Source organism: Enterobacter cloacae complex sp. GYL001, from assembly GCF_049237125.1.
Lineage (GTDB): Bacteria > Pseudomonadota > Gammaproteobacteria > Enterobacterales > Enterobacteriaceae > Enterobacter > Enterobacter hormaechei_C.
The window spans coordinates 16,900-30,893 of sequence record NZ_JBMKGW010000018.1 but is presented as its reverse complement, the minus strand read 5'-3'; the positions used below and the strand labels follow the sequence as shown (position 1 = coordinate 30,893).

At 55.3% G+C, this 13,994-nt stretch carries 12 protein-coding genes; 3 read left to right on the top strand and 9 right to left on the bottom strand.

Going from position 1 to position 13,994, the window contains the following annotated elements; translation table 11 throughout:
* Window positions 1–26: 26 nt before the first annotated feature.
* Genes ACOTWU_RS21685 through yiaK form a run of 4 tightly spaced genes read right to left on the bottom strand, consistent with a single transcriptional unit; the run spans window position 27 to window position 3,821 of the window.
* Window positions 27–1,346 carry an MFS transporter gene (locus tag ACOTWU_RS21685; protein ID WP_017382592.1) on the bottom strand — a complete coding sequence of 440 codons (1,320 nt, stop codon included), beginning with the start codon at window positions 1,344–1,346 and terminating at the stop codon, window positions 27–29.
* A gap of 45 nt (window positions 1,347–1,391) precedes the next feature.
* Window positions 1,392–2,318: a DUF4862 family protein gene (locus tag ACOTWU_RS21680; RefSeq protein ID WP_126499279.1), complete on the bottom strand. Its 927-nt coding sequence runs from the start codon at window positions 2,316–2,318 to the stop codon at window positions 1,392–1,394.
* Window positions 2,319–2,344: 26 nt separating this feature from the next.
* A complete protein-coding gene (locus ACOTWU_RS21675) occupies window positions 2,345–2,812 on the bottom strand; it encodes a YhcH/YjgK/YiaL family protein (protein ID WP_015572753.1) in 468 nt (155 codons plus the stop codon).
* Window positions 2,813–2,822: 10 nt separating this feature from the next.
* A complete protein-coding gene (yiaK, locus tag ACOTWU_RS21670) occupies window positions 2,823–3,821 on the bottom strand; it encodes a 3-dehydro-L-gulonate 2-dehydrogenase (protein ID WP_015572752.1) in 999 nt (332 codons plus the stop codon).
* A 224-nt stretch (window positions 3,822–4,045) separates the two neighbouring features.
* Here yiaK and yiaJ point away from each other — a divergent pair, with 224 nt between their 5' ends.
* The gene (gene yiaJ, locus ACOTWU_RS21665) at window positions 4,046–4,864 is read left to right on the top strand and encodes an IclR family transcriptional regulator YiaJ (protein ID WP_015572751.1); all 819 of its coding nucleotides are present in this window, start codon (window positions 4,046–4,048) and stop codon (window positions 4,862–4,864) included.
* A 3-nt stretch (window positions 4,865–4,867) separates the two neighbouring features.
* A complete protein-coding gene (locus tag ACOTWU_RS21660) occupies window positions 4,868–5,323 on the top strand; it encodes a 4Fe-4S dicluster domain-containing protein (protein ID WP_023295598.1) in 456 nt (151 codons plus the stop codon).
* A gap of 7 nt (window positions 5,324–5,330) precedes the next feature.
* Here the strand turns inward: ACOTWU_RS21660 and avtA are convergent, their stop codons facing one another.
* Window positions 5,331–6,584 (bottom strand): valine--pyruvate transaminase, encoded by a 1,254-nt coding sequence (avtA, locus tag ACOTWU_RS21655; protein WP_252049385.1) that lies wholly within the window; start codon window positions 6,582–6,584, stop codon window positions 5,331–5,333.
* A 235-nt stretch (window positions 6,585–6,819) separates the two neighbouring features.
* Entirely contained in the window at window positions 6,820–8,850 is a 2,031-nt protein-coding gene (locus tag ACOTWU_RS21650; RefSeq protein WP_015572748.1) for an alpha-amylase, read from the bottom strand.
* 314 nt (window positions 8,851–9,164) lie between these two features.
* Between ACOTWU_RS21650 and ACOTWU_RS21645 the strand changes: the two genes are divergently transcribed.
* Window positions 9,165–9,989 (top strand): protein bax, encoded by an 825-nt coding sequence (locus ACOTWU_RS21645; RefSeq protein ID WP_023295596.1) that lies wholly within the window; start codon window positions 9,165–9,167, stop codon window positions 9,987–9,989.
* 35 nt (window positions 9,990–10,024) lie between these two features.
* Here the strand turns inward: ACOTWU_RS21645 and xylR are convergent, their stop codons facing one another.
* Genes xylR through ACOTWU_RS21630 form a run of 3 tightly spaced genes read right to left on the bottom strand, consistent with a single transcriptional unit; the run spans window position 10,025 to window position 13,937 of the window.
* Window positions 10,025–11,203, bottom strand: a complete 1,179-nt coding sequence (gene xylR, locus ACOTWU_RS21640; RefSeq protein ID WP_003860152.1) for a D-xylose utilization transcriptional activator XylR — start codon at window positions 11,201–11,203, stop codon at window positions 10,025–10,027.
* A gap of 33 nt (window positions 11,204–11,236) precedes the next feature.
* Entirely contained in the window at window positions 11,237–12,418 is a 1,182-nt protein-coding gene (gene xylH, locus ACOTWU_RS21635; protein ID WP_017693799.1) for a xylose ABC transporter permease XylH, read from the bottom strand.
* Window positions 12,396–13,937: a xylose ABC transporter ATP-binding protein gene (locus tag ACOTWU_RS21630; protein WP_015572746.1), complete on the bottom strand. Its 1,542-nt coding sequence runs from the start codon at window positions 13,935–13,937 to the stop codon at window positions 12,396–12,398. Before ACOTWU_RS21630 ends, xylH begins: the two co-directional genes overlap by 23 nt.
* Window positions 13,938–13,994 lie beyond the last annotated feature (57 nt).

Sequence of the window (13,994 nt, the reverse complement as noted above, 5' to 3'; positions counted from 1 at the left end):
TTGGTTTAGTGGGTCAGGTGAGGGCCTCAGGCCGCACGCTTATGCGAGTTCACCGTGGGGTTGGGCTCTGCTCCGGCATCGCATTTCGCCGGTAACAGCAGGGCCAGCAGCGATGCCAGCGCCAGCGAAACTGCCAGGCAGTAAACGCCTGCGTCTTTGCTGTACAGGGTGATCAGTACGCCTACCGCATAAGGACCGCAGAACCCGCCGAGGTTGCCCAGGGCATTGATCACGCCGCGAGCGCCACCCGCCATCTCAGCGCTGAACAGACGCGCCGGGATGGTCCAGAACACCCCCGCTGCGGATTGCAGGAAGAAGCCACAGCCCACCAGCGCGGCATAGGCCAGCCAGGTGTGCTCTTTCAGCGCCACGGAGAGGAACATGCAGAGCGCAAAGCCAATCAATGGCAGGGAGACAAACAGCTTGCGCTTGCCGGTGCGGTCAGAGAGCGAAGAGAACAGGAACATGCCGGCAATGGCGCCGATGTAAGGCAGAATGGCGAGCATTCCCACCTGACCGATGCTGGTGTGCGTCAGCTCCTTAAGAATGGTGGGCAGCCAGAGGGTGTAACCGTAAATGCCGGTCTGATAGAAGAAGTTGAGGGCGATCAGTTGCCACATGGTTTTGTCAGACAGCACCGCGCTGAGCGAGGCGTTTTTCACCTCTTTACCCGCAATGGCCTGCTGCTCTGCCGCCAGGGTTTGTACCAGGTAGTTTTTCTCGGCCTCTGAGATCCAGCGTGCTTCCTGCGGGCGGTCATAGACGGTGAATGCCCACAGCACCAGCACAACAACGGACATCAGACCTTCAATAATGAACAGCCAGCGCCAGTCGAGGGCGGTAATAATCCATCCCGACAGCGGGGCGGTGATGATCCCGGCGATGGGCACGAACATGATCACAATCGCGTTGGCGCGGCCGCGCTCGGCATCCGGGAACCAGTTACTGATCATCGTGAGCACAACGGGCAGCATCCCGCCTTCCGCCACGCCGAGTAAGAAGCGCAGCACCAGCAGCTGATACTGGTTGGTTACAAGCCCGGTCAGAACCGAGATCACCGCCCAGGCAACCAGCGACCAGCCGATAAACTTCTTACCGCTGCCGTGCACGGCAATTTTGCCGCCGGGAACTTGCAGGAACAAATAGCCGATAAAAAAGATCCCCCCCGCCAGGCCCGCCATCGTGGCGGAAATGCCCAGCTCTTCATCCATACCGCCGGGCATCGCAAAAGCTATATTTACGCGGTCCATATAGGAAATAATGCAGGCGATAAGAATAGGGGGAATGATCCTTAGCCAGCGCTGGCGCGGAATGTCCGCGTGTAGAGCATTAGAAGAAATATTCATAGTTAATATCTCAGTGAAGGTAACCGGAAAATGTATTCTTTATTTTTATTGTGATGCTTTATTCATAGCGCTAATGCCGTCGCGCAAAATAGCGATGCGATGGCTGACGTCAGCATTAGCATTGATTTCCAGTAATTTAATACCGGAGAATTTCAATGTTGCGGCGCTCGCCGCAGTAAATAGCGTTTTTACATGTTCAGTGGACATGAGACTGTCGGCGCAGAACGAAGAAAACGGCGCGTGCAGATCCTGCCATTCTCCATACTCACCGTGAGGGGTCGTGCCCGAAAACATCAGCGCCCCCAGTTTCCCGGCAGCGAGTGCCGCCTGAACATGTTCCAGTGGAAGGGTGGTATTGCGACCTTCGATAGCCGAACGTGCCCAGTTGATACAGACGCTGATATCGGTCTCTTTCACAACCTCCAGCACCTGCTCTAAGGGCAAGAACCCTTTACGCGGCGCCGGACCGGTCATCGCATCACAGTGTTCCAGCACCAGATCGCAGCCCCAGTCCCAGCTCGCGATTTCCCGTACCGAGCGGGAGAATGCTTCTGTCGCTTGCTCGACAGAATCATTACCCGCCTGCGGTGCGGCCTGCATTTCCAGAGCGATCACTTTCCCGGGAAAGCGGGTATTAACGGCATCAATCTTTTGATGCAGATGGCGGTAATATTCAATGCACGCTTTACGCTGTTCTTCGTCCGCGGACGCCAGGCCAAACGCGCCGTTGCTGCCGCGGCGGCGCATGGTTTCCATAACGGCTGTGACAACGATCTGCCAGTTGCCCGGCGTATGACGAAACAGCCATTCATCACCAAACGGATGGAGGTTTTCAAGGCAAGGTTGTTCCAGCCCGCGAATATTTGGCGTGTCGGAAAGTTCCCGCCAGAAGGCGTGTTCTTCCTGCTCCCCTTTCTGGTGAAACGAAGGTGCGCAGGGGTACGCACCAATAATAAAACCGGTGTTGGTCATTTCGCATTCCTGTATTTATCAGAAAATTAATCTAATTCGCTGATGGCCACTTTCACCACAATTTTACGAATTGCGGATCCCTTGTTTTTAATACAGGCAGGACGATGCACATCCTGCGGGAAAAATATGGCGTAACTGCCAGGTATCATTTCGATAAATGACTCATGTTCGCTGTCGTGATAAAAAATAATATCCCGTTGTTCCAGCAATGATTCGCTGATTTTGTTATTCCCGGTATCAATAGCAATACCGATTTTTTCTTCGCCCCAGGCCAGAAACTGGATATCCAGATAGCGGCGATGGACTTCAGGGCGGTTCTCGTGCTGCTCCTTTGTGGTGAGGTCGAGAACCTGGGCAAAAATGTTGCGGCCTTCAATTTCGATCACGCCCGGCGCCAGGGTGGTGAAATCCGTGGTACGCAGAAAATTAAGCGCCTTTTCTATCGCCAGCGGCAGGCGACATGGATTTGGCTGTGCAATATGTCCGAATATCATGACCCACTCCTTACAGAGACTGGATTTTCGCCCACACGCTGTCGTCAACCGTGATGCCGTTGCGGCGATTCTCCTCCAGCAGGCGTGTGAACTCATGGCCTGGCAGACGGACGGCGACGTTTTCATCAGCGCGTTCTGCGGTGGTGATGAAGTCCATGATGCGCTGTAGTTTGGCATCGCGGGTTGGACCGTCGATCAGGCGATCCACTTCGATGGCGATAAAGATCTGCGATACGCCGTATTCGTCGCTGTTGTCCTGGGTCACTTCCGCGACGGACGCGCCGTCAGAGAGCAGGGTGGCGATCATGTCGAGCACAATCGATAAGCCGGAACCTTTCCAGTAGCCCATGGGCAGAATGCGACGGTTTTTCTCAATCACGCCCGGCTCTCTGGTCAGATTGCCTTCATCGTCAAAGCCGCCGTCTACCGGTAATTCGCGTCCGGCCAGGCGATTTACCTCCAGCATGCCGTAGGAGAACATCGACATCGACATATCGACCATGGTGATTGGATTCGACGGGATAGCGACGATCAGCGGGTTTGTGCCGATGCAGCATTCTTTTGATCCCCACGCGGGCATCACGGCAATAGAGTTAGTCCAGCAGATGCCGATATAGCCTTTCTCCGCCGCCTGCCAGCCGTAGCTGCCGCCACGCATCCAGTGGTTAGCGTTACGCAGCGCCACCAGGCCGATACCGTGATCGGACGCCAGCTCGGTAGCACGGTCCATCATCTTCTTCGCCGTCAGGTTGCCGATGGAACGCTGGGCATCCCACTGTTCGATGGCACCTAATGTCGTTACGCGTTTCGGCTGGGCGTCAGGGATGATGTCGCCTGCGTCAAGCTGCTGAATAAATCGCGGGAAGCGGTTGACGCCGTGTGAATAAACGCCGGACTCCGTGGTGCGGGCGAACATCTCGGCGCAGGCGTCTGCGGTATCCGCTTTTACACCGCGATCGAGCAGAACCCGATTGAACGCCGCTTTCAACTCTTCGAAGGTCACTTTCATCCCTGTTCTCCTGTTTTTTTAGGGGCAAGTGCGAGTGCTTTTTTATCGCTAAATTTCACTATACGAAATCTGATTTCAAATATAACGATCAAATTTTGTCAGATCAACGACATTCACGTTTTTCAAAATCGATTAAAATCAAATGGTTGTGTTTTTTCTGTTGAGATCGTGAACTAAACCACACTTTGCGCTACCATCAGGGCGCGATAAACAGGAGCCATTTGATGAGCATAAAAGAGAGCGAAATGACGCAAGAAAAAGAGAGGCCAGCAGGTAGCCAGAGCTTGTTTCGCGGCCTGATGCTGATTGAAATCCTCAGTAACTATCCGAACGGGTGTCCGCTTGCGCATTTATCAGAACTGGCGGGGCTGAATAAAAGCACCGTGCACCGGTTATTGCAGGGGTTGCAGTCGTGCGGGTACGTGACGCCGGCGCCGGCGGCAGGGAGCTATCGTCTGACCACTAAATTTATCGCCGTCGGGCAAAAGGCGCTTTCATCGCTCAATATTATTCACGTGGCGGCGCCGCACCTCGAGGCGCTGAACATTGCCACCGGCGAAACGGTCAACTTCTCCAGCCGTGAAGATGATCACGCGATCCTGATTTATAAGCTTGAGCCGACAACCGGTATGCTGCGCACGCGCGCATATATCGGCCAGCATATGCCGCTCTATTGTTCTGCGATGGGCAAAATCTATATGGCGTTTGGTCATCAGGATTACGTGGCGAGCTACTGGGAAAGCCACCAGGAACAGATCCAACCTTTGACCCGCAACACCATCACCGAACTGAGCGCGATGTATGATGAGCTGGCGGAAATTCGCGATCACAGTATGGCGATGGATAAAGAAGAGAACGAGCTGGGGGTGTCATGTATCGCCGTGCCGGTCTTTGATATTCACGGGCGCGTGCCCTATGCCATCTCCATTTCGCTGTCGACGTCGCGCATGAAGCAGGTGGGTGAGAAAAACTTGCTAAAACCGCTGCGTGACACGGCGGAAGCTATCTCGAAAGAACTGGGGTTTAACGTGCGCGAGGCGTAACTGATGAACCGATTTATTCTGACGGATCCAGAAAAATGTATCGGGTGCCGCACCTGTGAGGTGGCGTGCATGATGTCGCATCAAAGCAGCGCCACGCCAGAAGCGCTTACGTCACGGATCCGCGTGGTTAAGGGGGGTACCTTCACCACGGCCGTGGGCTGCCACCAGTGTGAAGATGCGCCCTGCGCGAATGTCTGCCCGACGGGGGCCATTCACCGTGCTGCGGGAGCCTGGCTCGTTGAGCAGGCTCGCTGTATCGGCTGCAAAAGCTGTATGGTGGCGTGCCCGTTCGGGGCAATGCAGGTTCGGGTCGTGGAAGATCGCGTTCAGGCGCTGAAATGTGATTTGTGCGCGCATCGCGAGGGCGGTCCCGCCTGCGTCGAAGCCTGTCCCACCCACGCGCTGCGCTGCATAGACCCCGCCAGATTACGCGCGGAACGGCTGCGTAATCTGGCCTGAGGTTTTATTAACCGGCCTCGCGGCAGGCGTTCTCAATCTCTTCGGCGAGAATTTTCACACCCGCTTCGATTTTTTCCGGATCCGGGACGTAGTTCATGCGCATGCACTGGTGCGTGTGCGGCCACGGCTTATCCAGCCCCGGGAAGAAGTAATCCCCTGGCACCATCAGTACGCCACGTTTTTTCAGACGCTGATAAAGCAGCTCTGTCGTAATGGGCAGATCCTTAAACCACAGCCACAGAAAAATTGCCCCTTCCGGTTTATGGATCAGGCAGCGTTCTTCCGGTAAGTAGCGGCGAAGGATGGCGATGGTTTCCTGAACGCGCTGAGAGTAAAACGGCTTGATCACCTCATTCGACAGGCGCAGCAGGTCGTTACGCCTGATCATCTCGCACATCATCGCCGGGCCGATGCCGCCAGGGGAAAGGCTGATAATGCCGTTCATGTTGGTAATGGCGGTGATGATTTTCTCGTTAGCAATGATAATGCCGCAGCGGCTGCCCGGCAGGCCCAGCTTGGAGAGGCTCATGCAGAGGATGATATTCGGGTTCCACAGCGGACGCGCTTCGCTGAAGATGATCCCCGGGAACGGTACGCCATAGGCGTTATCGATCACCAGCGGGATGCCGTGCTGATTCGCCAGCGCATCCAGCTTCATCAGCTCGTCGTCGGTGATCACGTTGCCCGTCGGGTTGGTGGGACGTGATACGCAGATCATGCCCGTCTCTTCACCGATATGCAGATGTTCAAAATCGACGTGGTATTTGAACTGGCCCTCTGGCAGCAACTCGATATTCGGACGTGCGGAAACAAACAGGTCTTCTTCGAGGCCAGCATCGGCATAGCCGATATACTCCGGTGCCAGCGGGAACAGCACTTTTTTCGTGGTGCCGTCGGCGCGGCGTCCGGCGAACAGATTGAATAAGTAGAAAAACGCGCTCTGACTGCCGTTTGTCAGTGCAATATTCTGTGGTTCGATATCCCAACCCAGCGCTTCCCGCAGCATTGCCGCCAGAAGCGTCAGTAGTTCTGTTTTACCCTGAGGGCCGTCGTAATTACATAGCGCATCGGTTGCTTTACCGTTTTCCAGCATCTCTGCCAGCAGCGTCTGGAAGTAGGTGTTCATCTCCGGAATTTGAGCCGGGTTTCCGCCACCAAGCATGATAGCGCCTGGGGTGCGCAGCCCGTCGTTGAGATCCTCCATCAGGCGGGTAATGCCTGAATGGCGGGTAAATTTGTCGCCGAATAGTGAAAACGTCATAGCAGGTGATCTGTCGGGCTTAATATGAAAGGCAGTAACCATAACGCCAGCACCGTGTTGGTGCAAATCGGCGGATGTGGTCGGATTTGTTGTTTTATGTGGTAGGTTTGTATTTGTGTGGTGAATTGTTCTGGTGAATGCCCCTCACCCCGGCCCTCTCCCCAAAGGGGCGAGGGAGAAAGAGCGCACCGTGCGATCCCCTCTCCCCCTGGGGAGAGGGTTAGGATGAGGGGGTCTATTGATTACCCGCCCACACCACCATCACCTTATCGCCCTTGTGCTCGCGCACAAAGCCGTAGCCCTCTTTCATTGACAGCGTTGTTTGCTTGCCTTCACCCACCGCCGGATGACGGGCGCGGAACTGCCCCAGAAGCTGCCAGTGGGCGACAGTTAACGCCTGTTTACCCGTGACGTCCTGCCAGTTCATATCCGAACGGGTTCCCTGTAGCGGATCGGAGCCCGTCGGGCCGAATGGACGCTCTGATTCATCGCCGTAATAGATCTGGACGCTTCCCGGTGCCAGCAGCAGTAACTCAGCGGCGCGCTGGCCCCCTTCACGGAACAGACGCGTATCATGGGAGGAGAGATAGCTCAGCACATTAAAACTTTGCAGCTTTTCTGCCATTTGCTGCCAGGTCAAATCCATATCGGCCAGACAGTCCACCGCTTTCGCCGCCTGCTCCTGATAGTCAAAGTTGATCATCGCATCGAAGCCGTGGCGGTAATAATCGCTCTGCATCACGCCGTGGCCCCAGGATTCACCGGTCATCCAGAATGGCGCATTGTCGAGTTTTTTGTCCGGGTTGGCGGCTTTCCACGCGGCCAGCGCCTGGCTGGCCTGGTTTTTCAGTTGCTGCCAGGCTTCAGGCTCAACGTGCTTAGCGGTATCGACCCGGAAGCCGTCGATGCCGTAGTCACGTACCCACTGGCTGAGCCAGTGGGTCAGGTAATCTCGCGGCGTGAAATTCGTCATCACTTTCGCGTTGGTGTCGGGCTTGTGTTGATAAAAGTTCGGCAAACCTGACGGGATCTTAGATTCCGTTTTCAGATCCGGCAGGAAGGCCAGCGACATGGTCAGATCGTCAAAGCCCGGGTTGTCATAATCACCGATATCGGTACGGATCCATTTTTTACCCCACCATTTTTCCCATGCGGCTTTGTCACTGAAGTTGATGTAATCGTTGAAGCTGTGCCAGCTTTGACCGGCGCCTGGCTTCCAGTCAGTCCAGCGCTCGCCGAGGGTTTTTTTCAGCTCATCGCCCTGCAAATAGAGCGCGCCAAACTGATACTCCTGCATATCTGCAAGCGTCGCATAACCCGCGTGGTTCATGACAATGTCAAACAGGACGCGGATACCGCGCCTGTGCGCGTCGTCGACAAGCTGGCGTAAATCATCTTCGCTGCCCATGTTGGCGTCGAGTTTCGTCCAGTCCTGAGTGTAATAGCCGTGATAGGCGTAGTGGGGGAAATCCCCTTTGGTGCCGCCGCCAACCCAGCCGTGGATTTGCTCCAGCGGTGAGCTTATCCAGAGCGCATTCACGCCCAGTTGCTGAAGGTAATCCAGTTTGCTGGTAAGCCCTTTCAGATCGCCGCCGTGGAAAGTACCAATCTCCTGCATACCGTCTTTATGGCGGCCATAGCTGTTGTCGTTGGTGGGGTCGCCATTTACGAAGCGATCGGTCAGCACGAAATAGACGGTGGCGTTTTGCCAGCTGAATGGCGCGGGTTTGTCCGTCTCGGCGCGCTCAAGCAGCAGCAGGCCATTGCTGTTGGCGGCTGGCTGAAGAATTACTTTGCCGTTTTGAACGGTCGCGGTCTGTTTGCTGTAAAAATCACGCACCACCGTGCCTTCCGGAAAGGTGTTAACGACATCGATCGTGAGCGGTTTGCCGTCCCACTTCGGGCACTGGCGGGTAACGTTTGCGACAGGCTGTGGCGCCGCACTTTGTACCGTCAACATCAGCGTCGGCGTTCCCGAGCGCGTATCAATACGCATCTGATAAACGCCGTCACGGAATAACCGCCACTGCGGTGGGGTCCCTTCGCAGGGTTTGAGCGACAGCATCTCGTTGAGCTTAATGGCACCTGTCGGCTGCCAGCACGCGTTATCAAGACTCAACGTCAGCGGGCGGGTACCCTTCGCAAGCGTTGCCTGGCTGGTAAAGACGCCGGTACCTTCAGCGCTAAACGCGTTAAATCCCGGCGATGACCAGTCGGCATGCGCGAATGCGGGTAACATCAGAACAGCTAATGCAGTGCGTTTCATTCCATTTTCCTGTCGCGGCATTTTTGACCAGTGTGCCACTCGGCTCAGGGGAAAAACTCCTCCTCTGAGGCTTTCTGCCAGGAGGACGCGAAGGGATGAGTGATCCCACGCAAAATTAGGCAGTTATCTGCGATATCGCGCACATTTTTCCAGTGCTGGTGATTTAATGAGCATGTTCCGGATGACATAGTTTCGGAATTGGACTATTTGTATACGTGCTCTTGAGGACTATTTTTGGTATGATTTGAGATTCCGCTCTCAAATTTTTGAAGAAAATAAGGTGTTGGAATGTTTATATCCGACCAGGAGACCTAATGATATCGACTCCCATTCGACGATATGGGGCCGCGATACTCATGTTACTCACCATGGCATTTTCAGGTGAGGTGCTTGCAAAGACGCACGCGGATACAACGAGTAAGAAAGCCCACGTAATAAAGACGACAAGCAGTAAGGTTAGCAGTAAACAAGAGTATTCTCGCAATAGTGCAAAGAGTAGTTCACTTCCTGATTTGCGAAAATACCCTTCCGGGACACCAAGGAAAAAAGCGTTTCTCCGGACGGTAATGCCTTACATTAAAAGTCAAAATGCCGCGATTACTGCGGATCGTAACTGGCTGATCTCCAAACAGTACGATAGCCGCTGGTCGCCGTCTGAGCGCACTCGCCTGAAAGACATCGCCAAACGCTATAAAGTGAAGTGGAGCGGGAACACGCGTCGTGTGCCGTGGAACACTCTGTTAGAGCGTGTGGACATTATTCCAGGCAGTATGGTCGCGACAATGGCCGCCGCCGAAAGCGGTTGGGGCACCTCGAAGCTGGCGCGCAACAACAACAATCTGTTTGGCATGAAATGCGCAAAAGGTCGTTGTACTAATGCACCCGGCAAGGTGAAGGGCTATTCACAGTTTGAATCGGTGAAAGATTCCGTGAATGCCTATGTGGTGAACCTGAACACCCATCCGGCCTACTCCTCGTTCCGTAAGTCACGCGCTCAGCTGCGTAAGGCGGATCAGGAAGTAACGGCTACGGCGATGATCCACAAGCTGAAAGGTTATTCCACTCAGGGACAGCGTTATAACAATTACCTGTTCTCCATGTATCAGGATAACCAGCGTCTGATTGCCGCACATATGTAATGAAAAACGCCTTCCCCTGGAAGGCGTTCTTTTTTCTAGAGCAGGACTTCACTGTACCGTTCCCGGTACTCCTTCGGCGTGGTGTCATACTCTTTTCTGAACACCGAATAGAAATACTGAAGCGACGGATAGCCGCACATCTGTGAAATCTCGTTGATCGACAGCGAGGTGGAGATCAGCAGACTGCGCGCTTTCTCCAGCTTTTCCGCATGGATCACGGCGTGAATCGTCTCACCGACTTCCTCTTTGAACCGCTTCTCCAGATTCGAACGTGAAATGCCGACCGAATCGAGCACCTGATCGACCTTAATCCCTTTGCAGGCATGATTGCGAATGTAGTGCATCGCCTGAATCACGGCCGGATCGTTTAAGGAGCGGTAGTCAGTTGAGCGACGCTCGACCACGCGAACGGGCGGAACCAGCAGACGCTGGAGCGGCAGGGATTCGTTGTCTAACAGTCTGTGCAGCAGCTTTGCGGCCTGATAGCCCATCTGACGGGTACCCTGAGCCACGGATGAGAGCGCCACGCGCGACAGATAGCGCGTAAGCTCTTCGTTATCAATACCAATCACGCACAGCTTTTCAGGCACCGGAATATGCAAATGTTCGCATACCTGTAATACGTGGCGGGCGCGGGCGTCCGTCACGGCGATAATCCCTGTCTGGGGTGGCAGCGTTTGCAGCCAGTCAGCCAGGCGATTTTGTGCGTGCTGCCAGTTTTCTGGCGCGGTTTCCAGCCCCTGATAAACGACGCCGCGATATTTCTCCTGGGCAACCAGCTGGCAGAAGGCATATTCACGCTCCATCGCCCAGCGCTTTCCGCTGGTGGCGGGCAATCCGTAAAACGCAAAACGATGTACGCCTTTCTCCTTTAAATGGAGGAAGGCGGTCTCGACCAGAGCATGGTTATCCGTGGCGATATAGTGAACGGGGGGGTAATGTTCCGGTGTATGGTAAGAGCCGCCAACGCCCACGATAGGCACGTCGACGCCACTCAGCAACTGTTCAATCACGGGGTCGTCAAAGTCAGCGATGACCCCATCTCCCAGCCAGTCTTTGATGTTCTCCAGACGGGTACGAAAATCTTCTTCGATGAAAATATCCCATTCGGATTGCGACGCCTGCAAATATTCGCCAACCCCTTCAACCACCTGCCGGTCATAGGCTTTGTTGGCATTGAATAACAACGTAATGCGGTGACGCTTTTCAAACATGGCTCATTTCCCAAATTAGTCACGATAGTGTTATCAGGCGCGCCGCTTGGTGGCAGAGTCCATCCAGACTGCCAGCAAAAGAATGGCACCCTTGACGATATACTGCCAAAACGTCGGCACGTCCATCATACTCATCCCGTTATCCAGCGAAGCCATAATAAATGCGCCCATCACCGCCCCCGCCACGCTGCCAATGCCCCCGGCGAGGCTGGTCCCGCCAATCACGCAGGCGGCGATGGCGTCCAGCTCGGCAATGTTACCCGCAGACGGGGAGCCCGCCCCCAGTCGCGAACTGAGGATCAGCCCCGCGATGGCCACCATCAGGCCGTTGATGGCAAAGACGGCGAGTTTGGTGCGTTCTACGTTGATACCAGATAAACGCGCGGCTTCCAGATTGCCGCCGATGGCATAAATACGGCGACCGAATGCGGTACGTGTGGCCATAAACATCCCACCTAACAGCAACAGCGCCAGCAGCAGAACGGGCGTTGGGACACCGCGATAATCGTTTAACAGCCAGATGGCCCCCAGCACAATCACCGCAGTAAGCGCCTGACGGCCGACAACCGAGGTTGAGGCAGGCGAGGTCAGCCCCAGCGCCTGGCGACGCATGCGTCCTCGCCATTGCCACGCGACAAACGCCATCAGCCCAACCACGCCGATCGTAAAACCGACGCCATCAGAGAGGTAGCTTTGGCCAATCTGGGACATCGAGGCGCTGGTCGGGGAGACGGTGGTGCCGTTGGTGATCCCAATCAGAATGCCGCGGAAGGCCAGCATCCCCGCTAAGGTGACGATAAACGACGGGACTTTACGGTAGGCCACCCACCAGCCATTCCACGCCCCCAGCAGCAGACCCAGCACCAGCGTGACCGCAATCGTCAGCGGCAGCGGCCAGCCTAGCCAGACGTCAAAAATTGCCGCCACGCCGCCGAGCAGACCCATCATCGACCCTACCGACAGGTCAATTTCCGCTGAGATAATCACAAAGACCATCCCCACCGCCAGGATCCCGGTGATGGCGGTCTGACGCAGCAGGTTAGAGACGTTACGTGCGCTTAAATAGGAGCCATCGGTCATCCAGGTAAAGAACAACATGATCACGATAATGGCGGCAATCATTACAAAAACTTGCAGATTCAGCGATTTAAGTCCTGCGAACGCACCGGGCGTCGGAACAGCGACTTTAATATCAGACGGGTTGCTTTTCGACATGGCGTTCGCTCCTTAAGGCAGCTTCCATCACCTGCTCTTGCGTCAGGTTTTGGTTGTTCAGGTTGGCTTTGAGTTTCCCTTCATGCATGACCAGCACGCGGTCGCTCAGCCCCAGCACTTCAGGCAATTCGGACGAGATAACAATGACGGCAATCCCTTGCTGTACAAGCTGGTTGATCAACTTGTAGATTTCATACTTCGCGCCGATATCGATCCCGCGGGTGGGTTCGTCCAGAATTAAAATGCGCGGATTAAGCAGCAGGCAGCGCGCCAGAATCGCTTTCTGCTGGTTGCCGCCGCTCAGGCGTCCTATCGCCAGCTCCGGCGAGGAGGTTTTCACCTTGAGCCGGGCAAGCGACTGGAGAATACACTGCTGTTCTGCGGCATCATCCAGGCTGCTCAGCGCGCCGGAAAACTGGCTGAGCGCCGCCAGCGTGATATTTTTTCCCACCGCCATTACCGGCACGATGCCGTCTTTTTTGCGGTCTTCTGGCACCATGGCAATGCCCTTAGCAATAGCCTGCTGGCAGTTGTCGATTTTTACCGGCTGACCGTCGATATAAATTTTGCCTTCCCAGCGCCCCGGCCAGACGCCAAAGAGACACTGCACGGCCTCGGTTCTTCCCGCACCCACTAAACCCGCAATGCCGAGAATTTCGCCGCGGTGCAGCGAGAAGGAGAGGTTATCCACGCGCTTGATATGGCGGTTAACGGGATGCCACGCCGTCAGGTTTTCCACGCGCAGGAGCTCTTCGCCGATGGTGTGCGGTTCGTTGGGATACAGCGCGGTGAGTTCGCGACCCACCATCATGGTGATGATGTCATCCTCGCTCATGCCTTCTGCTTCACGCGTGCCGATGTGCTGCCCGTCGCGGATGACGCAGATGGTGTCGGAAATGGCTTTCACCTCATTGAGCTTGTGCGAAATATAGATGCAGGCGATACCGTGGTTTTGCAGATCGCGGATGATATTGAGCAGTACGGCGGTTTCCTGTTCGGTGAGTGAGGCGGTTGGTTCGTCGAGGATCAGCAGGCGCACCTGTTTGTTCAGCGCCTTGGCGATCTCGACCAGCTGCTGCTGGCCTAAACCTAAGTCGCCCACGCGCGTATCCGGTGAGATAGCCAGGCTCACCTGAGCCAGCAGTTTTTCGCAGCGCAGCGTCATGGTGTCGTAATCCAGTACGCCGTGGCGTGAGAGTTCGGCACCGAGAAAGATATTTTCCAGCACGGTAAGGTGCTTCACCAGCGCCAGCTCCTGGTGAATGATAGCGATGCCTTTACGTTCGGTATCGCGAATGTGCGTGGCCTGGAGCACCTCACCGGCAAAAACGATTTCGCCCTCGTAGCTGCCGTGCGGGTAGATCCCGCACAACACTTTCATCAGCGTGGATTTTCCCGAGCCATTTTCGCCGCACAGCGACATCACTTCGCCGGGATTCAGCCGCAGGCTTACGTTATCGACTGCTTTCACCGCTCCGAAGGCTTTGGTGATGCTTTTCATTTCAAGTAAATAAGACATAACTGCTCCGCATAGCCCAACAGATGAACAGGGCAGGTCAATGCGCCCCTGCCGGGC

Coding starts and splice junctions, on each gene's coding strand:
- ACOTWU_RS21630 (WP_015572746.1), bottom strand. CDS start 13,937: ATGTCTTATTTACTTGAAATGAAAAGCATCACCAAAGCCTTCGGAGCG.
- xylH (WP_017693799.1), bottom strand. CDS start 12,418: ATGTCGAAAAGCAACCCGTCTGATATTAAAGTCGCTGTTCCGACGCCC.
- avtA (WP_252049385.1), bottom strand. CDS start 6,584: ATGACGTTTTCACTATTCGGCGACAAATTTACCCGCCATTCAGGCATT.
- ACOTWU_RS21685 (WP_017382592.1), bottom strand. CDS start 1,346: ATGAATATTTCTTCTAATGCTCTACACGCGGACATTCCGCGCCAGCGC.
- ACOTWU_RS21675 (WP_015572753.1), bottom strand. CDS start 2,812: ATGATATTCGGACATATTGCACAGCCAAATCCATGTCGCCTGCCGCTG.
- yiaJ (WP_015572751.1), top strand. CDS start 4,046: ATGAGCATAAAAGAGAGCGAAATGACGCAAGAAAAAGAGAGGCCAGCA.
- ACOTWU_RS21645 (WP_023295596.1), top strand. CDS start 9,165: ATGATATCGACTCCCATTCGACGATATGGGGCCGCGATACTCATGTTA.
- ACOTWU_RS21650 (WP_015572748.1), bottom strand. CDS start 8,850: ATGAAACGCACTGCATTAGCTGTTCTGATGTTACCCGCATTCGCGCAT.
- ACOTWU_RS21660 (WP_023295598.1), top strand. CDS start 4,868: ATGAACCGATTTATTCTGACGGATCCAGAAAAATGTATCGGGTGCCGC.
- ACOTWU_RS21680 (WP_126499279.1), bottom strand. CDS start 2,318: ATGACCAACACCGGTTTTATTATTGGTGCGTACCCCTGCGCACCTTCG.
- yiaK (WP_015572752.1), bottom strand. CDS start 3,821: ATGAAAGTGACCTTCGAAGAGTTGAAAGCGGCGTTCAATCGGGTTCTG.
- xylR (WP_003860152.1), bottom strand. CDS start 11,203: ATGTTTGAAAAGCGTCACCGCATTACGTTGTTATTCAATGCCAACAAA.